Source organism: Pedobacter sp. KBW06 (assembly GCF_003852525.1).
Lineage (GTDB): Bacteria > Bacteroidota > Bacteroidia > Sphingobacteriales > Sphingobacteriaceae > Pedobacter.
Map to the genome: position 1 here is coordinate 61,115 of NZ_QAJL01000007.1, position 24,705 is coordinate 85,819.

Annotated in this window: 16 protein-coding genes; 4 read left to right on the forward strand and 12 right to left on the reverse strand. The window is 40.8% G+C overall.

The window, feature by feature from the left end:
• Positions 1–178: 178 nt before the first annotated feature.
• The 3 genes from DBR43_RS31450 (at position 179) to DBR43_RS31460 (ending at position 8,593) form a co-directional block, all read left to right on the forward strand.
• The gene (locus tag DBR43_RS31450) at positions 179–1,444 is read left to right on the forward strand and encodes a helix-turn-helix domain-containing protein (RefSeq protein WP_124587325.1); all 1,266 of its coding nucleotides are present in this window, start codon (positions 179–181) and stop codon (positions 1,442–1,444) included.
• 179 nt (positions 1,445–1,623) lie between these two features.
• Positions 1,624–7,923, forward strand: a complete 6,300-nt coding sequence (locus DBR43_RS31455; protein ID WP_124587326.1) for a hypothetical protein — start codon at positions 1,624–1,626, stop codon at positions 7,921–7,923.
• Entirely contained in the window at positions 7,880–8,593 is a 714-nt protein-coding gene (locus tag DBR43_RS31460; RefSeq protein ID WP_124587327.1) for a hypothetical protein, read from the forward strand. Before DBR43_RS31455 ends, DBR43_RS31460 begins: the two co-directional genes overlap by 44 nt.
• An 82-nt stretch (positions 8,594–8,675) precedes the next feature.
• Here the strand turns inward: DBR43_RS31460 and DBR43_RS31465 are convergent, their stop codons facing one another.
• The 12 genes from DBR43_RS31465 to DBR43_RS31520 all read right to left on the reverse strand — a co-directional run bounded on the left by DBR43_RS31465 (position 8,676) and on the right by DBR43_RS31520 (position 22,572).
• Positions 8,676–9,602, reverse strand: a complete 927-nt coding sequence (locus tag DBR43_RS31465; RefSeq protein WP_124587328.1) for a hypothetical protein — start codon at positions 9,600–9,602, stop codon at positions 8,676–8,678.
• A gap of 5 nt (positions 9,603–9,607) precedes the next feature.
• On the reverse strand, positions 9,608–10,876 hold the full coding sequence (locus DBR43_RS31470) for a hypothetical protein (RefSeq protein ID WP_124587329.1): 1,269 nt from the start codon (positions 10,874–10,876) through the stop codon (positions 9,608–9,610).
• Between the two features lie 248 nt (positions 10,877–11,124).
• Positions 11,125–11,769, reverse strand: coding sequence for a class I SAM-dependent methyltransferase (locus tag DBR43_RS31475; RefSeq protein ID WP_124587330.1), 645 nt, complete (start codon positions 11,767–11,769; stop codon positions 11,125–11,127).
• 65 nt (positions 11,770–11,834) lie between these two features.
• Positions 11,835–12,824 carry a DUF6602 domain-containing protein gene (locus tag DBR43_RS31480; protein ID WP_124587331.1) on the reverse strand — a complete coding sequence of 330 codons (990 nt, stop codon included), beginning with the start codon at positions 12,822–12,824 and terminating at the stop codon, positions 11,835–11,837.
• 158 nt (positions 12,825–12,982) lie between these two features.
• The gene (locus DBR43_RS31485) at positions 12,983–13,891 is read right to left on the reverse strand and encodes a DUF4238 domain-containing protein (protein ID WP_124587332.1); all 909 of its coding nucleotides are present in this window, start codon (positions 13,889–13,891) and stop codon (positions 12,983–12,985) included.
• Between the two features lie 103 nt (positions 13,892–13,994).
• Positions 13,995–14,894, reverse strand: a complete 900-nt coding sequence (locus tag DBR43_RS31490; RefSeq protein ID WP_124587333.1) for an SIR2 family protein — start codon at positions 14,892–14,894, stop codon at positions 13,995–13,997.
• Positions 14,895–15,000: 106 nt separating this feature from the next.
• Entirely contained in the window at positions 15,001–16,002 is a 1,002-nt protein-coding gene (locus DBR43_RS31495; protein ID WP_124587334.1) for a hypothetical protein, read from the reverse strand.
• A 13-nt stretch (positions 16,003–16,015) separates the two neighbouring features.
• Complete coding sequence (locus DBR43_RS31500) at positions 16,016–17,548, reverse strand: reverse transcriptase domain-containing protein (protein WP_124587335.1); 1,533 nt, start codon at positions 17,546–17,548, stop codon at positions 16,016–16,018.
• Between the two features lie 839 nt (positions 17,549–18,387).
• The gene (gene mobC / locus DBR43_RS31505) at positions 18,388–20,445 is read right to left on the reverse strand and encodes a conjugal transfer protein MobC (RefSeq protein ID WP_124587336.1); all 2,058 of its coding nucleotides are present in this window, start codon (positions 20,443–20,445) and stop codon (positions 18,388–18,390) included.
• 25 nt (positions 20,446–20,470) lie between these two features.
• Positions 20,471–21,409 (reverse strand): DUF5712 family protein, encoded by a 939-nt coding sequence (locus DBR43_RS31510; protein WP_124587337.1) that lies wholly within the window; start codon positions 21,407–21,409, stop codon positions 20,471–20,473.
• 11 nt (positions 21,410–21,420) lie between these two features.
• The gene (locus DBR43_RS31515; protein ID WP_124587338.1) at positions 21,421–21,999 is read right to left on the reverse strand and encodes a BfmA/BtgA family mobilization protein; all 579 of its coding nucleotides are present in this window, start codon (positions 21,997–21,999) and stop codon (positions 21,421–21,423) included.
• Positions 22,000–22,206: 207 nt separating this feature from the next.
• A complete protein-coding gene (locus DBR43_RS31520) occupies positions 22,207–22,572 on the reverse strand; it encodes a hypothetical protein (RefSeq protein WP_124587339.1) in 366 nt (121 codons plus the stop codon).
• Between the two features lie 691 nt (positions 22,573–23,263).
• On the opposite strand from DBR43_RS31520, the gene DBR43_RS31525 reads away from it, so the two are divergent.
• Positions 23,264–24,577: a reverse transcriptase domain-containing protein gene (locus tag DBR43_RS31525; protein ID WP_124587340.1), complete on the forward strand. Its 1,314-nt coding sequence runs from the start codon at positions 23,264–23,266 to the stop codon at positions 24,575–24,577.
• The last annotated feature ends 128 nt before the right edge of the window (positions 24,578–24,705 follow it).

The window sequence follows — 24,705 nt, forward strand, 5'->3', positions numbered from 1 at the left end:
GATACGATTATTGCAGCCTTCCCATGATATCCAGGCATTAGCATTAGAGCCCGCCGATCACTATTTATTCTTAACCCCGTCAAACAAGTAGATTTCAAACTTGTTCCTGCTCCTTATAGATTGCCACATTTGATCGTCACTTTTGTATCTTCGTGAAGTAACATACTCCAAGTTATAGATGAAAAATAACGCTAGCATACAAGAAGATTTTGACCATGAAGTGGCCATCAACCAATTTCCCTTTCCTGAGGTAGTAACGGGTAATCAGAAATATATCCCGTTTTTATTTGAAGAGTTTTCCAGACTTACACCCCGCCCAAAATTCCATCTCTACTTTAACGATTTCATCAGCGAGGAAGAATGGCTGAAAGACCGGACTGAAAACAGAGGTTATATGCACACTTCTACTTCCAGGGAAGTTGTAGCAGCTAATTTCGTACAAAGATCAGCACTGGAAATACAGGCAGAAGAGCTTTATTCAGACTTCACAAATATGATGGTCAAAAAAACAGTGGATCAAAAGTATTTTGGAAGGTTTATCATCGATATGGAAACCCATAAAACATTAACCTCTTTAAATAAAGAGTTGGATCATTTTAGAAAATATGTCTTTAATAGCTCAGACATTAGCCAATACAGTAATTATGCAAGGGCGGCAGCAAAAAAAATGATTTCATTAACTAACAAACTTAAAATTCCGGGGCTAAAATCAGATTTGATAACGTTTATTTTAAACATAGATACAGAGAACGACTTCAAAATGATGTTTTGGATCAATTCAGATAAGAAACATGAACACGACCTGTTAAGTAGCAATTTTAGTTATTTGAAAACACTGGCTGACGAATTATTTTACGATGAAATTCATCAATCGACCTCACAGGATAAAACCAGTCCTGTCAAAAGTAAATCTGATCCTAAGTCCTTTAAAAACTCCAGGTATGCTAATATGACTTGTCAGCAGCTCATTCAGCAAGGGGAAGGAAAATTTATTGAGTTCAAACGTACCTTGAGAATAGACCTGGAAACAAATAAACCTGGAAACAAAGCAAAACAAGCTGTTGTCAAAACACTAGCTTCTTACCTGAATTCAGGTGGAGGAGCACTATTGATCGGAGTAGCTGACAACAAAAAGGTCATCGGCTTGGACTTAGATTTCAGCTCCATAAAGAAGGGCGATAACCATGATAACTTTAAAAAAAGCTTTGACGAACTGATTTCCCTAAAATTTGGCAGCGATTACCATCACCTGATAGACCTTAGCTTTCATACTATAGATGAAAAAGAAGTTTGCTTAATCATCATTGATACTAAATGCCACAAGCCCGTCTATATTAAAGACGAAGCAAACACCTCCAAGGAATTTTACATCAGACGGCAAGCCTCTACAATACCCCTAAAAATTCATGAGGTCAACAACTACATTCAATCCTATTGGACTTAAGTCTTGACAAATCTTACTTTTAACCAACTGCGTAATATAAAACTCTCTCCTAATGGATACATCCAATTTTAATAAATTAGACTTTACTACCATTTTCCTATTTGAAACACCGATTGGACGCACGGTTCAGATGGAAAACCTATCTTCATATATTATTTCTCATCTAACCATAAATAAAAATGGCGGATAATTTAGTGGGCTACAGCAGGGCCGGAGACATGTTTCATTACCAGTACGCCGCCCGTAGAAGCCTGCGGCTGCTGGATCCAAACTCTGCGCCAACACTTTTCAAAATAGAAGGATCACCTGAACCCGATAAGGAAGGCGAATACGTCATAGACCTCTTCGAACAGTATGGTGACTCAAAAAATGCTGAACGGATTTTGTACTTCCAGCTTAAACATACCACCCAGAATGAAAACGTTCCTTTTATTCTTAGTGACTTGAAAGATACCTTCGTTGGATTCGCCAAACGTTTTAAGGAACACCATTCCAAAAACGAAATCATCAGCAAAAATATACAATTCAACATCGTCACCAACCGGCCATTTGATCATGACTTGAAAAGTAACTTAAAGAAAATATCAACCGGCAAGGATTCAGGTAAAAGGTTTTTGAACACCCTGACCAAATACACTAAACTCGATCCAGATGAACTAAAGCAATTTTGCAGCATCCTTAATATCCTAGACACAGAAGGGAACTATACCATACAGGAGCAACAGCTTCGTATAGAACTTACGCAACTCTTTGCAGGTAGCATAAATCATATTCAAATTATGACCATCAGCAACATGATGGCTACCAAAGTAATGCCCAATTCAGACGGAACGGTAACACCGGAAGAAGTTCTACACTGCTTCGGGATGGAGATGCAACACCTTTATCCTGCCACGCCTGTATGGGAACCAGCAGCAAAACTTATTCGGCGCGAATGCCATGATCAAATAAGCAAACAGATCCTATCCTACAATCAGCCTGTTATCGTGCACGCCCCAGGCGGGGTCGGCAAATCCGTCTTCACCCGGCAGCTCGTCGAAAATATCGAGGAAGGCTCAGTGGCTATCGCCTATGACTGCTTCGGCGCAGGAAAATACCGAAATAAAAGTCATTCTCGCCATCGACACAGGGATGCGCTGGTGCAAATCACCAATGAACTTGCAGTCAAAGGCCTTACAGAAATCCTGCTGGCTCAAAACGGAACGCAGGACAGCGACATCATTCGCAAATTCCTCCATCGAATTGAGATGGCCATTCTCTCCATCAGAAAAGCTTATCCTGAAGCCGTATTACTGATACTCGTGGATGCAGCTGACAATTCAGAAATGGCCGCTGAAGAGATGAGTGAAAACTGTTTCGCATCAGACTTGTTGGCAGAGGAAATGCCCGACGGGTGCAAGCTGGTCTACCTCTGCAGGACAGAAAGAATTCTCTTGCTCAACCCTAAATCTACCGTTCATCAAATCCCTCTTGATTCCTTTACTTTAAGCGAGACCAAGGAACACCTCAGGCAACATTTCCCAGACGCAAGCGAAGCAGAGTCTGAAGAATTTCACCGGCTCAGTCTGGCCAACCCGCGTGTTCAGGCCAATGCCATTGCAGAAGGAGCACAAACTCTCGAAGTCCTACTCAGCAATCTGGGACCAAACCCGGTAACAGTTGAAAAACAGATAGAACTGCAGTTGGAAAAAGCCCTGAATAAAGTAAAAGATGCTTACCCAAAAAGATTTCACAAACAATTTCAAAAGATATGCACCGGTCTGGCCAGTCTCTCTCCAAACATACCATTGGAAATACTGGCAAAAATAGCTAAGGTCGATGTTCCTACTATATTCAGTTTTGTCACAGATTTCGGAAGATCCCTTTGGATAACTGGTGAAGCTGTACAGTTCCGCGATGAACCAACCGAAACCTGGTTTAAAAAAACTTTCACGGCTGATACAACTGCTTTTAAGAAGTTCGCAAAAACCTTGGAACCGCTGGCAGAACACTCCACCTACGTCGCAGGAGTGCTGCCGCAAATCTATCACCAGGCAGAACAATACCGAAAGCTAATTGATCTTTCACTCTCCGATGATTACCTACCAAAAAACAATGAAATCGACGCAAGGAATATTCGAATCTACCGGCTGCACTTTGCATTGAAGGCAGCTTTGAGAATTAATGAGCTAAAAGATGCCGCAGTTCTTGCTTTAAGAGCGGGGGAAGAAATCGCTGGAAATAGCAGACAGTTTTACCTTCTCCGGGACAACCTGCACCTCATCACTGAACTCAGAACCGCTGATGAAGTTCATGAGATGGCACTTAAAAGGGACTTTCATAGCGGATGGGACGGCTCATCCAACCTCTATTCAGCATCCCTGTTATCCCGAATCCCGGAATTTCGGGGCGAAGCCCTAGCCTTCCAAAGGTCGGCCATCAACTGGCTGCGGGTCTCCTACGATACGCCAAAAGATCCGGATGACCGGGACGATGTACCTTCAGAGGCTGACTGGCTTGAATTACTTTACCTCAAACTACAATTCCAAGGTACAGAAAGTGCCGCAACGATGATGTGTAAAATGAAGGACCGTGCACTGGTACATAAAATATCCGGCTGGCTGATCCAACGACTCGCAGACTTTCAGGACTTCGAAACAATCCATTTTTTGCTTGCAAAGTGCAGCGAGGACCCAATCCTTGTCATGAAATTTAATCAGGAACTTGCACTCTGCGGGTTAAGCTGTCCAAAAAAACTGATCAGGGATGCGGTGAAAAAAATCAAATCGCTAAAAGCGGATTCGCTTGCACAACCGATCGCATTCGATGACTATCGCTGGAAGGGGCCGGTATCCCTTGCAGAAACTGCGCTGGGTTACGGAATAGCAAAAGAAGACATTACCATATTCCTTAATAGAAACCTTCATATGCCTTCCAGCTATATGCTGAATAACTCAAGGTATTTCAATCAAATGGACCACTTCATGAGGAGCCTGGCTTTACGCCACGAACTTGGGGGCGGTACTGAGTTGATAGAGGAATTTTTAAGCGCTGAAAAGCCGTCAAAAACCAAGGCATCCTATGACGAACAGCGCAAATACGAAGAAAAGAAAAATGTCGTCTTAGGCCTGCTACCTTGGTACAAGGCAAGGCTGGGAATCGTTACAAACGGTGGAAAATTGGAGCTGAACACCATAGAAACCTTTGCAAAAGCTTCGAAAAAGTCTGTTGCCGGACTGTATTTGCAAGATGACCCGGTACCTGTTACAATAGCTAAAGTATGCCTTGATATCCTCAAATTCGCTTCAGGAACCAGCGTGCAAGAACTTAAGGAATTTTACCATAAATACGTTAAAGGCAACAAAAGCCTGTACCCATCAGACTGGAATTCAGCCGTCTATTTTGCCCACCGAGCACCCCACTTAGCCGAGCTACGGGATGAAATTGAGGATGCCGCCTTTCGGAGAATAAGTCATATGCATGATATCGGGCCTGACGAACTATCCGAGCTGTATATGAGTCTGACCCGCGCAGTCCTCAAAACTTCTAAAGACAATGCCCTGTTTTATTTTGGAAAAGCGGCCGAAGCGGTCTCCAAAGTTGGTGATGAGCTATTCCATCGCTGGGATGCAGTAGTTCCCCTGGCAAAACAAACTGCCACAAGTAAAAAAGATGAACAGCAACTCGCCCAACGTTTCATGCGCACGGCAGAAGGGATTGGGAAAGACCAACGGGAAAAGCACTGGAGCAGAACCACAGCAGTGATAACAGCGGTTCAACTATCCCCTGGAGGCGGGCTATCCGCTTTAAGCAGATGGCGTGATCGGGAAATTGGTGATGCCGATTGGGCCAATGCTCATGCGCTGCTGGAAATGGTAGAAAGCTGGGACGTTGATCCGCTAGCCGCCTGGAGTTTCACCACACTCTCTAGCCGAGACTCGCTTGCACGGGCCCTGGAACGCTTCGTAAAATCCAAACTAATTCCAGCGGCTGCGAAAAACCAGATTATAACAGACGCAGTGAGCCGCATGAAGAGAGAAGGCATCGAAATTAATTTCTGGTTTGAACTGGAAGGTTGGTTGAGCGAGGAGAAAATAAAGAACCCTGCCTTAGCTGAAATCCTTGCCGAATTTCCAGCACGACAAAAGAAAGATAAGGCAAAAAGTGATTACCAGCAAAACAAGGACTATCAGCCTGACCTAGACTGGGAAGCTATATTCAGAAACCTCAATCTGCTGGATTACCGCGACATCGAAAAGCTAAATACAAGAATCGAGCAGCACAGCAGGGAGAAGAAGACTTCCTTCCAACGTTACGTCATTTGGAACGAGTCCTTAAAAAGGATCAGCACTCAACAATTAGCTCCCTTCATAGACGAAGTACTTAAATGCGACTGGCTGGTCAGTTATGATTTCGAAGCACTATTAGCCAGAATCCCTGAGTCTTGGGCCTTACGGCCTGCCTTTCAGCAACAGCTGGATGCAATCATAGAAAAAATAGGTATCCGCTTCGCCCTTGATCTGACTGAAGATTATGGCTATCGTAACATTTTGAAGGTCTTACCAAAGCACGAAAATTCTGAAATAACTCTTCAAAAGGGCATATTCAACGGACTAATCAACAGCCGTGAATTTGCTAGCGCAGAACAATTATTTGGACTGGCTCGGCTCGCCTCTCCGTACCTTACACCTGCTCAGGCGGCGGAGACACTAGATTATGCGCTCAGTCGCTTTGAATGTCATTTTGAAGATTCCTTTGCCGACGGCCCATGGCAGGACTGGCTGGAGACTTCTGCCGATCCTATCCACGTGATGTCAGGATATTTATGGGCGGCACTTGCTTCCCCAAGTGCCGACATCAGATGGAGGGCTGCCCATACAATCAGACGCCTTGCAGCTTTTGGCCGGACGAACGTAATTGGATGTTTGTTTCAAAATGCCAAGGAAAACAAGGCCAGGGCATTCGGTGCAAAGGACTATCCATTTTATCAGCTGAACGCCAACCTTTTCTTAGTGATCGCCTGCGCAAGGGTATCCCTGGAACTTCCGGAAACACTAGAATCTTTCGCATCAGAGCTTCTCTTTTATGCCACCGACAGTGAGCATGCCTTAATTATGAAATTCGCTTCAGAGGCTGCGCTAGCATTAGCCTCTAAATTTCCTTTATGCTATACCCCGGAGCAAATCCACTCCATAGATCCCATAAGCCGGTCATTGGGAACACTTGGAGAAGTGGAATTAGAAGAATGGCATAATACAAATTTAGATCAGAATCAAATATCAGCGGAAAATCAGTATCAATATGAAGACCAGGATGAAACTGAAGTGGAAGAAAATGAAGAAGACTTCCACCTGGATTATGATTTCAAAAAGGATTGGCTGAGTCCATTGGCCGACTCCTTCGGCCTCAAAGAAAACTATATCTCCCAGCTGATCTCTAATATAATTCATATAGAATGGGAGCTCAGACTCGACAAATTTGACGACGATTCGAGGTCAGACCTCTGGAACAAGGCCAGTAACTACAATCGCCTTTCCAGCCGACACGGATATCCAGAAGCAGATGACTATCGGTTTTACCTCTCCTACCATGCATTAATGGTAGTGGCAGCTCGTTTATTATCATCTATTCCGCTGCTCAAAGCCGAGGAGTATGATGAATACAATCCTTGGGAAGGCTTTCTATCTTCACACAGTTTAACACGTCCAGACGGGCGATGGATTTCAGATTGGAGAGACCCCGCTCCACTACAACTTCCAGAATGGGCAAGCCAGGATTTCCAGGAATGGCATTCTGCAATACCAGAACAAAGCTTCATCAATGCGATCATAGGAAAGAGAGAGAAAGAAATCATCATTACACTCTCTGGCAATTGGCGGGAGGAAGTGGATTCTAAACGGGAAACAACCTATGTAGCATCCGCACTTGTTGAACCGACAACCTCCGATGCGCTGCTGCGTGCCTTAAGCACCTGCGAAAATCCAAGGCACTTCGTCCTGCCAGCATACAAGGATTCCCATGAAGGCATTGACCGCTACCCCTTTCGCCTTTGGGGCTGGATAGTTAATTCAGGCCTTACCGCAGAGCTGGACAAAAGAGACCCATTTGCTAATGAACTGCCAATCCCGCCTATTGAAATCGGAGAAAAATTCTGCGCGCAACTTGGATTACTCAAGGCCGTCGATCATAAATCTTATGCACTTAAAAACCAGCCCTCAAAAAGCATCATACAGTGCCAGATGTGGTGCGCCAGCCCTGCTTCAGAAAACGACAATTCTCAGCAGCGCGGCAATACGATTCGTTGCAAGTTTAGCTCATTAATTAATATCTTAAAAGAATTGAATATGGAACTGCTTCTGGAGGTCGAGATTGAAAGGAAGTATCATACCACGTACCGTTCCCAAAAAGATGACAAGGACCTGCCCGCTGTACATAAATTATTTATCATCTCACAAAATGGAACAATCAGAGACATTCGACAAAGTTACCCGATTGGGTAAGCTACTGGTAAAAGAACTATCACTAGAAAACAGCAGTGACACGCTGGGCCGCTGGATGGCTCATTACGTCGCCGGAAAAATGGACGAAGCCAGCAATGGTACGGGCAAAAGAAAGGAAGAAGCCGAGCAAGCCTGCACGGAAACAATCCTTGCTCTTTGGGACCACCGATGGAAAATGAGCTCCAGACTCCGGCCGCTTAAAAGCTTCCGAGAAATACTGGAAACCCTGAGCGCCATGGTTCCTGAAAACAAACAGTCTTATTATTTTCATTATCAGGATGTAGACCCTACCCCCTCCGACAACCAGAAACTGAAAAAAGCCAGGGAAATAGATGCAGCAGCGAGGGGTGTTCTCAAATACTTAATGTCTGAGGCGGCAAAGGAAGTTGCCTCACCAGACCTCCACGACTGGATTGAAGCCTCAGATGCCATTGCCGAATATCCAGACATGATGGTGATCAGGACAGTTTATGAACGAAAAGAATATGCTGTCGATCGGAATGTCCCATTATTTGACGACAACGAATTGACTCCGGGCTATTTGTTGAGCGGCTTGGAACAAACCCTAAGGCAGATGGACCTTCTTATTCAGCATACTAAATTGATAAAGACAGAAATCACTAAGAAAATTAAGGCAACTAAAGCTGCGAAATCCAGATCAACTGAATAAACATCATAAATCCGAGCCGATCTTCCCATTGATATTTTTAGACTGGCAATGGAAGTCTTAGTTCTTTGGCGAGGGCCCAGAATTAGTCCTTAGCGACATCAGCAATTTCCGGAACAATGATTTTTATAGGTTGTCCATCATTACTCAGTAGAAAAACTTTAGCCAGATTGCCGTCTACATCAAAAGTATAACTAAACATTCCACAAATGTATTCTAATGGGCCGTGGGGAGTTCTTACAAAGACTCTGTAACGGCCATGATTAATTTCTTTGAATTGTTCCTGGGTAATTGGATGTGCGTAGTGACAGACCCGAATCATGTGCAGGTTGGCACCCCCGTTCTCAGTCTCATGAAGCGGTACGTATTCATTTTTCGACGCGTTGGGAATGCTCGCCCAAGCCTCAGATTGAATATTTATTTCTTTTTTGGCCTGGAAGGCATCATTTGGCCAATATTTATAGGCTAATGCCGATATTCTGTCAAAAACCGGCTTATTGAACTGACTCAAACTTTTAGCACCAGGAAAGAGCCCGTCGTCAAAATGAAAATCAGTAAGGAAACCGTCTCTAAAGTAAAGATAAGCATCAATACTTTGCGCATAGAACATACCATTTCTGGAAACATTTTCAAGTTTCAACACCTTTGAAAGAAAGTCAACGTTCAGGCTATTGTATTCGATACCGTCAGTAAGTGCTTCGGCGACTTTTTGAGTATTGAAATATTTATTTATCGAAAAGTTACCCAGGAATTTTTTGACTTCCTTGTCCGTGAGATAGGTTATATCAGTTGAGGTTAAAACGAATGCTATATTTCTTGTAAAGAGTTCAAAGCCCACATAGTGGATTTTGTCTTTACCGCTTCCAATTACTGGTCCATATACTTGCTCAAGTTCATAACCCAAAGCCAAGGTTACACTGTTCACAGATCCGTTACCAGTATCCCCAATATATTGGACAAACCCACTTTTTGCCGGGACGAATATACCTGTGGATGTACGCTTGTTAAACATGATGGTTAGGGATTAGAAATCTGAGAAGAAATATCTGTTAATTTTGATTTCACATATAAATGAACTTTGTTGATGTCTGCTGTTGAAAATTGAACTGAAAACAAACGTTCGATATGTTGTATTTGCTGATTTATGCCTTTTCCGTCCTGAAACAATTCCCAGATATTAGTAAGTCCTTTAAACCGGTTTATGACTTTGTGGTCTTTGTAAGACTGGATGCCTTTAGTCAAGATGTTGCCACCAAGTTTTCCCAGATTTAGATCTTTAAATGAATCGGTTAGACTTTCACCATCAAGTAAACTATCGGTTCCTTTATCCAAATCAGCATCCTTTGAAACATCAAGTGTTCCATAAAATATCTTGCTCCGTTGACCCAAATACTTATGGTTAAATGTGGTCCAGAATTCCTCAAACTTTCTGAAAGTGCTCAACTGGGACTTTAGATTTGGCGCTTCAGCTATTTCCTGCTCAAATTCGACGAACTTATCCCTTAAGTTTTGATAGTCAGCCCTAAGCTGCGTAAGCTTTAGCGGAATGTCAGAAACGGAAGTTACCTGTCCCAGCAAAATATTAGCAAAGGGTGGAATCGGAAGTACCCGATAATTCAAGCTCCTGAGCAATTCGTGTAAGTTTGCCTCGTGTGTCTTTGCAATTTTATCCAGTGCTTTAATTGAATACGGCGTAGTGGTCAGCGAACTGATCTGCTGTCCGTATAAATAAATTGGGAGTGTTGTTTGGATACTGGATGTTCTGGAAACACCCAGTAAATTGCGAACTAGTTCATCAGACCTGCTCAAAACTTCAGAAACAACGAAATCCTCATCGTCTACCTTTGCCGTCACCAGTGGTATTTCATCAATTATATGACCCACATCACTTTTGAGGAAATAGTCACTATGTATCCTTTTCCCGTATTCAATGATAAAACCTTGTTGCAATTCCTTCCGGGTCCTGCCATACGTACTGGCCCTGTATATTTCCCGCCCTGATTTTTCAAGCACACCATTTACGAATCTCAGCCCTCCTTCTCTTACCACCATATTCAGGATTGGTCTCCCGTTCGGAAAAAGAGCCGATGTTGTAAGATTAAGATGATTCAACTCGTTTAGTGAAGTGTAAAAACTTGATGATCCGATGAAGGTTTCTACAAATGTGTTTAAGGTAAACAAGAATTCAAAATTGGGCTTTCCATAACCTCCAAGGTAGAAATCAAGTTCATCCAGTAAGTTCATACTGATATAAGCACTGTTATACGAAATTGAGTCATCTGCCATTGCTGAGTCTTATTGGTTAGGTGCTCAATATAGTAACATTGTCCCGTACCTTCCGCATTATTTTCCTCTCTGGGTCGTTACCTCGAGATCCGGGCTCATACCAGCGCTGAAATGTTAAAAAAAATAGGCCATTTCTCTCTCAACAGATAATGTATATGTATTTAGCCATTGTTTAGATCTATGCAAATACCGAATTTAATATTCTTCAGCATACTAGTTATATAACGGCCATACAACGGAAGGCAGACTTAAAATATACGCGCTCTGCCAGAAGCCGTTTTCGCTTTGCGCACGCACCAGGTAGTCATACTTCTCAGATTCTGAACATTAGCGGTCTTTATCGGCTCGTGAAGTTCTCCGCCAATTTTTTTGGTGAGTCTGAGCAGCATCTCCTGGTTCACCAGAAAGCGCTCCGACCCATCTGGAAGCAAGTACCGTCCATTTCCGATAAAGCTTACTAGTGATTCGATCCCGATCTCTGAAGCCAACCGGCAGAAAAAATAACCTCCGGGTTTAAGCACATCCCACATGGAATTCAGCATGGCTTCGAAATGACTAAGGTTTTCTGCAAAATGTAATACAGCACTACTGATGACCAGATCAAAGGTTTCATTTTCAAAGGGCAGCTGCTCTACAGCAGCCACCTTAAAGTTCTCTTCCGAATCAACCTGGGGAAATGCGCTGGCAAGGGTTCTTAGCTGCGCAATGGCTTCCGGGTTTTGATCTACGCCAAAAACATTCACGCCGCTTTTCAGCAGATACACTAGGTTTCTGCCTGTTCCACAAACAGCATCTAAAATCTTATGACAATCATCATACGTGCTTTTTAGCAACTGGTCAAATAAGTAAATATCAATATTCCCGAAAGTATCCTGAATGTGCTGTTTTTTCATCTCCGGGCAAAGATAGCCACAAGGCAGCTCACATTAAAACGTTATTCCGTCCGCCTATCAATGAGCTATCCGTTATAAAAACCACTACCGAAAATTTTCTCGACCTCTTCCCGATACCTTTTAAAATCCTCGGGATTTGCGTACGTTGTACTAACGGCGCTGCCATTTTCCCAATCAGTTGTGCCAAAGCCGTACATGCTTGATAACGCGGACGGTAGATAAGTACCCTTGAGTAGTGCAATAATGTCGAATGCAAATTGAGAAAAGTGGGTTTCCGAATGTAATAGCCTTGCCCTCAAATAGAGCTCATTTAACTTCTTGCATTTTGAGTTAGCCCAGAAAAGTAGTGAACTGTTACTTGGAGCTATGTCCTCATCTAAGTATTCAAAAGTTATTCTGCCACTGGAATATTTTTCAATTGATTCCGAGCGAAGAATGTAGCCTCCGTAAAAGCCCCTTAAGTCCGAGCCATCAAGCATGGCGTCCAGTGCCCCAAAATCCCTTTCATCCTTCTTATGGAGTTCATAAAAAACAGTCGCACAAAAGAAATTTCTGGGCAGATAAAATCTGTAGTCGTGGACTGATGGTTTACTGGAGCCCATCAATGGCCGTAACTTTCGCAATTGCTCGACCGCCTCCTTAACACTCCTTTTATTAAACACCGCCTTCACCTCAATCACGCCACAAACATATTCAACAGGAATGGCCATCGATCTTCCCTGTGAAGAAGAATCTGAACTACCGTCCACCCAAAGAACAGGGGATTCCAGCTGGTCATAGATGATCACATCGTAGTGGACAAAATCTTCTGAATTTGGCACGCCCTGGGAAATAATAAAACCCGAGGTAACCCCGTATCGTTTTGGCAAAAAATCACTGAGCCACTTTCGGAACTCAGCTTCAGCGACATTCCCGTGCCCGGTCTGTACCGTTCTTTTACTGCTATGCACGCGTGCCCTGTCGTACGCATCAAGCATTTCGTCCCTTGCCGTTAGAAACTGTTTCCATCCCTGATTAGGGAGCTGTATCTTAAGTTTGGATTGACCGTTTGCCATGGTATTGAGTTTTAAGCTCTAATGTACAAATTTCATAGCTTCCAATTTAAACGTAATTAAAGGTAATCAGCGACAGCCATTTTGGAATCGTCTAACCTCCAACCCATCAAGTAATGGGTTAATTAATCGAAAATATTTTAATAAATGTCTTAAATAGACTATCCGGCTTCAACTCGTTTTCTTAAAGTGTCTGCGTAAAAGGGCTGATTTTTCAAAACTAGTTGGGCAATATCGAAGTCTTCACTATAGGAATACACCTGTCTATAAGAATTTTTAACCTGTAGAGCGTTGAAATAAATGATGTTATCTGGGTTCTCCAAGGGTAGTAATGAATTTTCACTTTTCTCATATTGAAAAAATTGTGAACGGTCAAAAAGGCCCAAACAATAGAATGGCGATAATGGAAAGTTTATTTCAATTCCTTGTGACTGATAACCGGACATAGAGTAATATGGGGAATGTAGATGCGGTACTTTGACAACAGGGTGATCAGAACAATAGAGGAACTGATCGGTCCTGTTTTCAAAAATAATCCAGATGTGGCTGTTCAATACCTGGTAAAGCTCTTCCTTAATTGATCTTTTGTCCAGTCCAAGGATGGAGCGCCCCTGCATATTTTTAATATCGGACGGACTAGTATATAAGCCTCTTTGTTTGACTTCATGGATGTCCATCCACCCTTTGTCTATGATACCCTGGGCCATCTGCGCCAATACCTGTGACATTTCCTGACGATATTCTCTAGTTCTGATGATCTGATAAACCATATACCTACAGATTTCCGATCGTAAGGTAGGATCCAAGTATGAGAATTTTTGTTCGTGCAAGATTTTTACTAGGCGGGCGAGATGAGGGGCAAATCTCGTCTCTATCTCTCCAAGGTGTTTTTCAACCAGTTGTTCCCGGTCGTTTTCATCAAAATCATAGAAATAGTTTTCATTAGCGAGGTTGAGAATCGACGACTGAAAGCTTTTACCCGAAACCTTATCGAAACACCAGATCTTCTGTTTGTTAGAAACAAAACCTCGAAGGTAGAACCTTGGTACGTAATGTTGATTTTTTACCATTTGTTTAGTGTATTGATCTAAAATTCATGTTTTCATGGCAATCTTATTTAACCATCACCTACAAAAGGTCAGAAAAGCCACATCTGATTCTATAAATATTTAATTACAAACGACGGTTAATCCCATCCAAAACCCTGTGGTAGTATGAGATCCCTTCCAGATTCGGAACAATATTTATGATGACATCGTTTGCTTCCAGAACCTGCAATTTATGCGCAGCTATTTTAGCAAATTTCTCCGGAATATAGTAAGTGATCTTATTGGTAATCTTCAGGAGGTCTGGCTTCTTACTTTTTGACTTCTTTTTATAAAACTTGTTCCTGGCTCTGTAAGTTAATAACCACCAAAGATCTGTTTCGACGAAATCCAGAGTTAATCCAACAATATGGATATCAGAAGTAAAGAAAAGATCGATCCATGATTGATTGTTAGGTATTTTACCAGCTTTAAGACGGCTGATCAGTGACGACTTAATAATCTCATCGGATTTATAATAAGTTCCTGTCACAGTATAATTCCGCATATTTTGCAATTGACCGCAGTAATGCTCATATCCCAGGTTAATTGAAGCCGGATAATTGGCTTCCCCATGAATATGCCAAAACTTAGTATCTCCAAATTGATGATTCCGAAAAACACTATAAAGCCTTTCAAATACCAAGCCTTCGTTTTTCTTTGGCATCTCTCCCTGTAGGGTGTAATCATAATTGGTTGTCATGACGTGCGCAAAATTAATCTTCCTGATTCTCGCATGGATTTCGTTTGGAGTGATCTCCGAAACGGACTGCGCAATGAAAGATTTCACCTGAAACTCATCCCATTGTCTGGCTTGTACTGCCCGCAAGAAAATTTCATCATATAGTATCGGAAACGGTTTCTGCTTCTTATTGATGTCAGTGAGCGCACAAAATTGAATGATATCATCTAAAACATCTTCCCAACTTTTGCCTGGAGTAATGTCATTGATACCATTGCCAATGAGTAAACAGAGATTATTGTTCATGCTTATACTTACTAGATTGAGTTATAAAAGTATAAGAAATAAACTTAATTCAGGAAAGATTCAGCCTTTCCGAAGTACGCAGGTGAGCTATCAATATCTTACGGATTTATTCTCGCTCACGTAAGCGCTCAATCTGAGTTTCAATCTCGGCATCAAGAGCACTCGCAGCTTTATGCAGCGCTTCATGAATCATGTTTATTTCAGTACGGAACTGAATAAATTTACTAAGCGCTTTATGACCAGGCAAAGCCCCGATACCCTTATAATGGCCTTCCAACATATTAAGCCGTTCCGACTTCACATAAGTCCAGTTATTTTTATAAGCAATGATCATTTCCTTATGAGCTTTGTTATAGGACGTGCTATCACTGCCTAATTTTAAATTTTTTAGTTCAAATTCTTTGACGTTATAAAATGAATAGAACATCAAAAATTCGTTTAATTCCCAATTCTCAGTTGATTGAGATAAATTGCTGTGATCATCAGTAAGAAACTGGTAATAATCTTTTGCCGTACCTACTTTAGTTAATAAGTACTCTGAAATCAACGCTGGAACTGTTTTAGAATCACCCGGCAGGCAAATAAAATATTTACTTAAAAACTCAGTCCAGCCGTCTTTACTATTTGAAGCCGTACCAGATTGGGTTTTATCATTAGTTACATATGGGTCTTTGATATTCATCGTCATGAAATCTCTGCCTGATCTCCAATCTGGCTGATACTTAAGGATGATGGCATTTAAAAATTTTAGAGCAATTGTCGTAATTAACGGCTCTTCTTTGGATTGGTGGTACAAGTTATTTCTAACATCATGACAAAAAATGAGGATCTCCCGTTCTTCTCTGATAATTAGTTTTTCTGATTCGCATGCCTTTAGCATGTCGTCGTAATTATAAAGTATTTTCTTTCTAAGCGTATAGTTGAACTTTGGCGGCCTTGAAGTAAAGCAATCGTCATAAGCAAACTGCTTTTTCATCAGCTCAGAAAGCTGTATTTCGATGAAGTTATCAAGTAATATCACAGCTAAACGTTGTTTTGAAAAGTCATTACAAACTGCAAGTTTTGCAGCCTCGACTAACTGTGTTTTTAATAATACCACTCTTTTCATATCGCGAGATAAATTAACTTTTTTTTGCGACTCCTAGTGTATCAGCAAATTGCTTACTTGTTTTGCTTATCTCCCGCTCTAAAAATGAAAAATGGGCAGAGAGCTGTCTTTTTATGGAAATAGAATCTAATCCCTCCCGTTTATCACCCTTGTAGTTTGAATATTCCTTTTTTGCAGCATTCTGAGCATAGGAAATGAAATTACGCCTTCCAAAATGGGAGTATTTAGTATAAAGCTTTTTTCTGCCGACCGTAGGACGGGTTGAATTTTTACCATACGCCATCATCATCGTTTTGACAATACTGGCCTTTGCCTTTCTAAAATATCTGGATAGACTACCCGATCGAATGTAAATACTTGTACCATTATATTCAAACCCAAGGTACTGAAGGTTTTTATAAAATTTTTGTTCGGTATTCTTATCAGTTTTTCTTCCTCCCGGTTGATTAATGTCAAAAGATCTGATCATACCTGTAGAATTCTCTCTAAATTCCACGATCTCTGATTTCCTGGTCTGAATAGTTAATTCAAATTCATCTTTGATAACTCTGACAATTTCATCAACAAGATACCTTACATTATCAGATTTACAGACGACGAGTAAATCATCGCAATACCTGAAATACTTGAAGTCCATAAGTACGCTCAGGTTATGCAGCCAACGGTCAAATTCCAATAAATAGATATTAGAAAGCACAGAACTCATAGGAGAACCTTGTGGAATTCCACGATATGATATTGTACCGTCAGCAGCTTTTTTGGGTTTATTTTTGATAATAAGCTGTTCCTTCCTTAACAAATCCATTTTGTTCTGAAAAGATGCTCCATTAATAGAATCCGGAATCAGATCCAACAATGTTCTCCATTTCTTGGTTTTAGGAACCTTTATATTGAAGTGTTTAAGCAAATTGGCCTTCCCCACGTATGCATAATTGGTTAAAGAGCGGTAGATCTGATATTGATCCTTTGGTAGTTGCGTTACACCTAAAACGTCACACCATTTTGATTTCAGAATTTTGTGATCAATAGCATCAAAGTAGCCAGAGATGTCCAAAGCGATTGCACTGCACTTACCATATTTCTTATACATCTCTTTGACGCTATCAAAGGCTCTTTTTGCGAATTGGATGTTGCTGTCTCCATTTAAGTCTGAGCGGTATGCCAATACACATGGTGCAAACCCTTCACCTTTAATATAATCCTGGTATGCCTCAGTTAAGACGAAAGCATAGAAACCATAGATATAAGCGTCTAAATGAGCAGCAAAAGAAATCGGTCTGATCTTAGTTTCCAGACCATAGGCGTTAACATACTCATCGTATTTGTATCGTGGTGTTTTAGTGAGAATCTTTACCAGGGGAGAGAAAGAATATTGAGCGATACTTTCCAACGTCGGATCGCTTACTAATTTTTTGATCAACTCAGCACGATCCTTAAATTCAAAAATTGGATCAAAATGCTTGTAGGATTTTAGTTTGCTATTTTTGGCTATCTTGGCAGCATACGCTTCCCATTTTGCTTCTGAGTATATCGGTTCACTATGCATCAGTTTTATTGGGACATTAGCCAAAGAGATTCATCAGTTTTAACTTCTTTGGCTAATGCACAATGTAAATCACTGCTTGGTCGATGACGCCTCAAATCACCTGGGGATTCACACCCCTACTTACCTTAATCCACCCATGGCCAATCATCCCTAAAAATGTGGCACTACACATCAGGCCCGCGGCCCGACCTATCCAGAATTTTCCGGCGATAACTGATATCGCTTTACACTCCTGAAACCTTTCTGCATATGTTTCGCTACAGATCGAGTTTGCTGAGACACCGCCTCAGTAAGGACATTTTAACAACTATAATGTTATGAGAATACTAAGATCAATACTACCAGCCTTACTTATCATCGTCAACCTCTCTACAAGGATTGAAATCAACTTTGACAGTACCTTTGATGAAATGAAATATTATTTGGCCGAGACCAGAATAATGCGTACCTTAAACTTATCACCCCCCAATCAGTATTAAGGGCACCCAAAGATATCATTTATTAAGTGTGTTAACTTATATGACAAAAAAATAGTTATCAACTTTTTAACACTTGATTCTTTTCAAAATGAATCCTCCAGTTATTGTTTAGATAAGTATTGAATGAACTTGCCCTTTCCATCATATCCTGGTCGGGTATGTTTTCGAAATCCTTAAAACTTAGTTTAGAATAATCCATAATCTTAAAAATTAATTCTATAAATACATGTGTCCGATTATATAAAATCAGTTACACTAATTTAAATAGTATAAAATTAATTATCAAGAGTTATTTTTCTTAAAACACTAATCAGCAATCACATACAAGAAAACGACACAAACTATTGATTTATGATTTTTTTAAATTGGGCTGATATGATCTGAAAGGATATTTGTTTCGTTTACTCCTTGAGGTTGTTGACTCATCTTCTTACCATCCTGACTTTCTATAGTTTCATCTTCGAGAACGTTTTGAGCTGATAACTTCCCAAGTTCAGTAGTCACCAAGCCCTTTACCTCAGCCTTAATCTTTCTGTATACCTCTTCTACATCAGTAATGGTTACATTTTCAATTATAGGAATCATCTGGTAGGCCTCCTCTTCATTTTTAATCGCCTCATGATCGTTTTGTATTTCGCTATGGAACATTTTCAAATTCATCTTCTGACCTGGATTATCAGCGAGGATTCCTACAAACTCCCCGGAAGAAAGTGTTGCAATTTTAGATGCGGGAATGGCAGCTTCCAGTTGCAGGGATTTAGAAATTGAGGTATCGCTACTACTGATGCTCTTACTTTCCCGGTCCTGCATGATACGCCCAAAATTCTCACTCAGCTTCTTAGCGGTATCTCCAGTCACCTGGCCACTGATGATGTTACCAACGATACCGGTAATCACTGCCGCCTGTTCTGTGCCGTAATCTTTACGAACCTGTTCCAGGCTCTGAACCGCGAGACTCACACTTACCAGATTAGATCTGCAGGTTGCTAGTAAACTATCGGTGCCATTTAGAAAAATCGATGGGAATTCATCGAAGACCAGACTGGATTTTAACTGTCCTTTACGATTTACCAGCTTGATCATTTTGGATATATATAATGAAAGCACTGCCCCATAGGTCTGCTGCTTTTGAGGGTTATTCCCCATGCAAACCACTTTTGGCTCCATTGGATTATTTACATCCAGCGTAAAATCATTGCCACTTAACACATAATATAATTGCGGAGAAGCTAAACGGGCAAGGCCAATCTTGGCACTGGCAATCTGCCCTTCCAACTGAGCTTTGGCATTGTTCTGATACGCAGATAAAAAAGGATTGATCAGTACCTGAATCTCTTCCTGAGTTACTAAAATCGCAAAGAGATGATCATAATGTACCTGCATCAGCTCAATCACATGAGGAAGGGTACAGTACTTACCATTTTCATAGCAGCGTAAATACCAGATTATAGCGGTTAAAAAATTAATAGGGGATTCTACGAAGAAATCACCCTGTTTTTTAATCCAGTCACGGTTCAGTCCCAACATTATTGTTCTGGATGCTTCTGTAGCATCTGTGATATCATCCATACTTACCGGATCCAGCGGATTACAGCGATGCGTACGACTCAAATCTTCGAAATTGATTATGTAGAATTTAGGTTTTATCTTATATCCGGAATAGTATTTCAGCAGTTTGTTATAGGCAATTTTGGAAAGGTCATCGAATTTGAAATCGTAAAGGAACATACTAAATCCCTTACGCAGATGCTGATCAATGATATGCCTGATCAGAAAATAACTTTTACCTGCACCTGGGCTACCTGCAATAAGTATTCCCCTGAAGGGATTGATGATATTGATCCAACTATCCCTTATGCGATCCTTTAATTGATATTTTGCAGGTAAATTGATGGAGTATTCATTCTCCAGTAGCCGCTCTTCCTGCGGGAAAGTTTCATTTTCTGTATTAAAAATGTCTTTATTCAGCTGATCTTTAATCAGCCTGGACAATAAAGTCCCACCGGAGAGGATAAGGAGATAACCGGCAAGTGTAAGACCTATGTAGCATACAGCCACGATTACAGCATTGAGATCTAAATAAAAGCATCCTATACTACTAAAATACAAGAACAATCCTGAAACCAAGTACCAAAGGATTTTCTTCATTTGCATAGTCTCCTCCTTTCTCCCTTTTAGCCCAATCAATGAAATGGAAAGGCATACGAGCGCTGATATTTTTACGACTAAAAAACTGTTAAAAAGCCCCGTTTTGGCGACATTTTCCAGGATGCGGTTGGTGACTACGGTAGTCCATCCCCAGTTTTCAAAAGCCACATAACAGCTCAGGTAAAAATGTACCGAGAGTATAAATATGCTGATGTAGCGGGTAAAGTCTACAATCTTTCTAAGGGCAGTGATGTCTTCTCCGGTATTCATATTCAGAAATGTTTGAGGGTGAATTTTACAGATTCAATTCTTGTTGTTGCTGCTTTCCTTTTCTGCGTCTTTTTTTATTCCTGATGGTCGGTGCAGGATCATAACCAGTTTTTGCTAAAGCGATTTCCAGGAAATTGGTTGTTAGAGGAGATTTAAAGTAAACAGGCTCTACTTTTAATTCCGGAGAAGGTTTGAATGATTTATTCGGCGTATTCGCCTGAATTAACATACTTTGTTGCTGCTGCAGCTCCAGCCGTTGTTCCAGATTACCATTTTTTAAAGTATTGGCGTAATTAAAAGTGTCCGTAAGGCCACGCTCAAATCTGAATTGCTGATCAAATAATCTTTCTCCTGATGCTTTAAAAGCTGAACGATCAAATTGTCCCAGTTTTTTAGAATGGTCAATATTTTTACCTCTGGAGGTATTCATCGGACTAAGCCTGATGCGATTAGTCATATCCTTTCTGCTGACAATCACCTGTACATGCAGCTGCTCCCCAGGCTTAAGACTCCCCTTTTTCACCTCCCCATTTATTACCTCTGGATCCTTATTATTGTAATAACGATAGTGTTCCAACTTTGCAAACCACATCAGGTCTTTGTTATTATTAATTCCGGGTTTATGAAAATTACGGGCATATTCATCCATAACTCCTACCGCATATTCCTTTAAAGCAGTCTCCGCTCCTTTTTCTCCATATTGTTCTTTGAGGTAGCGAATCTCCTTCTGAGAGGGACTGATGTTCACCAAAAAAAACTTAGCATCATCCTTACAAAGTTTAGCAATGTTGTGATCCAAACTGTGTTTTACCAGATACGAGGGAATACTAATATTCAGCCCATTAAACCATTGCTCCGGGTAGAGATCTTTGAACATCCGATTTTCTTTATCCAGATAATGAACGAGTTCTCCGCTACTCCTCTTATTGTTTCCCTTGTCACTATCGGTGATGTTGATGTACATGAACCTGTGTTTTACATTTCTGCAACTTGTTTTCTGGCCAGTTCAGCCAATTCTTCTTTTTCCCTGGTTTTGAAGCTGCCGAGGTTCTCTCTATTTTTTATATAAGTATCCAGTATGGTTACAAATTTCTGCTGAAGAGTTCTTTTGATTTCCCGATCCTCATAAAGTACCTTGATGATCTTTGCCGACTCATTAATATCCTTAGTCTGGACTTGTTGATGTTCCAGTAATGATTTGTTTGCCTTTAATACCTGGTCATTAAAGAAACTGACGATTTGCTCCTGATTTTTGATCATGCGTTCCATCTCTGTGCGCATGGGTATCAACAACACCTTTTCCTGAGATTTAATGAAACTGACATAAGCATCATGATTTCTGGACAATGTTTTTTTAAGCTGCTCATCTCCAACATCCAGGGGGTCTTTTCCACTACGGTAAAAGTATTCCACCATTTGCATAAAGAGCTGCCTCTGGCTTCGCCCAAACTTCTCAGACAGTTTCAACAGTTCATTGTGTACTAATAAAGGGAAACGTATTGACTTCTCCTGGGGAGTATTTCTTTTATCGGATTTGATGCTGGGTATACTCATGATACATACTGTTTTATGGGTTTAAGCTGACTTAAAGAGGGCAAAATATACCCGGAGTATATTTCAAACCCCCTCAGCGATAGCGCTAAGGGGGAAAAGTAAGGTTTTGCCTAACTTCCGCTTGCTCCTTTTCTTTGAAGAGAAAAGGCAATAGATTAGCACCAAATTCGCTGCAATAAATTCAGGTGAGTTGCATGGATATCAGGTTCAGTCACCGACTAGATTCCCCTCAAAAACTGCATCCTTTAAAACAGGTTTGCCATTTTGATTGGATTCCACGGACAAATGCATCATAGTGCCAAAGGAAACAAAACGAATTTCCGTTTCGCCTGCCAGATACAAATCATCCTCACCTGGTTTCTTGTAAACTGAAAGGCTGATTTTTTTACCAGAATCTTTAATTGTAAAAAAGCAATTTATGGCCATAAAAGTCTTAGACCATAACATAAAGTCGAGCTTAGCCAGGTAATTTCCTGTGGGTACATCTTCTTTGTAGAAGGAATAATTTTTTGGTTCATAGCCTGCTTCTAAAGCTGGAAAGAACCCCATTACAGTGGTTTCTCTATTCATCATTTTAGGTATTGTTTACCCAAAGGTTCAGTTTTTGAAAGCACTGGTTTCCCATATGGGAAAAATAGTTAACCTAATATGATCAAATTAACGAAATCATGAACAGCCTGATTCCGAACTAAGCTATATGTTGCATTGTTGATAAATTCCACATAGATTCCCTTTCCTGCATAAATGATTTAGCTATATTTGTCCATGGGCTGTTCGGTTTAACAACCGAAACATACCCAAAGCGATGGAGCGAATGATGCGGAAAGTGTTGGCCTTAACAGTCAAGATTTGTATCATAGGCTCACTTATCTGCCCTTCGAAGACCACAGTATTTAGCAGACTAACTGTTTCCGTTGTTGTGGAGTGGAGAATTTTACAGGGAAAGGAAAGGCCGCTAGCGGGAACTATTTTCAAAAAAGTTGCAGAAGTGCGAAAAAACCTTAAATTTGAGTAACATGAAAAAACTACCCAAAAAGTACCCGTCAAATCGCTAGGTGTAAAGTCGCAGGATTGCACCCAGGGGGGACATGTTCGGTTTAACAACCGAAACATACCCAAAGCGATGGAGCGAATGATGCGGAAAGTGTTGGCCTTAACAGTCAAGATTTGTATCATAGGCTCACTTATCTGCCCTTAAAAATTTGTTGTCTGCTAAAACCAGTGGCACTGGAACGGAAACGGCAATTACTAAACAAATTAACTATTGGCTACACCAAGAAAAAAAAGACTATTAACTCAGATTTCTTCTCCCTCTCACCTGAAAAAAGCCTGGACTAAGCTTAATAAAACTAACAAAGAATCCAGAGGTATATCTGAAGAGACCATAAGCGACTTCACCAACAATCTCGAATCCAATCTAATTGAGATCAGCAAAAGGCTCAAAGCCAAAACCTATAAGTTTAGTGATGTCCGCCCAGTACTCATTCCCAAGAATGAAAAAAAACAGTTCAGGCCCTTGCGCCTATCGGAAATAAGTGATAGAGTAGTTCAAAAAGCACTTGCATTGAAACTGGAAGAACTCCTATCCGAAAAGTACAAACTAGACAATCCTTGTAGTTTCGCATACCGAAAGGAAGGCAAAGTTGAGGACGCCGTCAAAAAAATGGTTGAATATTACAAGGAAGGTTTTCACTACATACTTGAGGCTGACATTAAAAAATTCTTTGATAACGTCAACCGAAAAAAGCTTTTAAAAAAAGTATTTGATGACCTGCCCGATAACACCATCAACAAGCTAATTAGAGAAGCATTAGAACAAAACATTGGCGATCTATCACATTATGAAACACAGCATCACCACTATTTTCTAGACTCTATGCAGGGTATCCCCCAAGGAAACTCACTATCTCCCTTACTCGCCAACATCTACCTTGCGGATTTCGACCAAAGAATGATTACTGAAAAGCTAAGGTTAGTTCGCTATGCAGATGATTTCATTGTAATGTGCAAGGACGAGGCACAAGCTAAACAAGCTTTGCAAATTGCCAAGGAAGAAATCGAGGCTAAACTCGGCCTGTCCATTCATGATCTTCCCTCCCCTGCGCATCTCGAAGGATCAAAAACTCGTATCGTCAATCCAATACACCATCGCTTCTCCTTCCTTTCAATATCATTTGATGGAAAAAAAGCCTGGGTAAAGCCCAGCAAAATAAATGATCTAAGGACCAAAATAAACGACATCACAAATATCAGTAGCTACAAAAATGACCCAAAATTTCAGGGATTACCGACCATATTAAAAAGACTTAAGAATCTTCTAGAAGGATGGCTATCAGCATTCAAATATGTGGATGTGGACCGCGAATTCCAGGAAATAGACGACCACATCAACTACAAGATACTAACCGTACTCGTAAAAATGGACTTTAGACTAAAGACTAATAATGTAGAGACAAAAAAAATAAAGTCAATAGGAAAGACTATACAGTTAATCTCCAAAACTCAACGAGAAAACATCGGTGTACCAACTTGTGCCAACTTTTTAAGCTCAATCGAGAGAGGGAAAATTCATCTGTAACTATAACAAGTTTCCATCCGATCTAATCCAAAGCCAGGGATAAAATAAATGATTACTATTACAACCAGGAATCAAACTGATTTTCAAAAAAAACAAAAAGACAGGCGGGTAAAATGAAGTATTTTTGT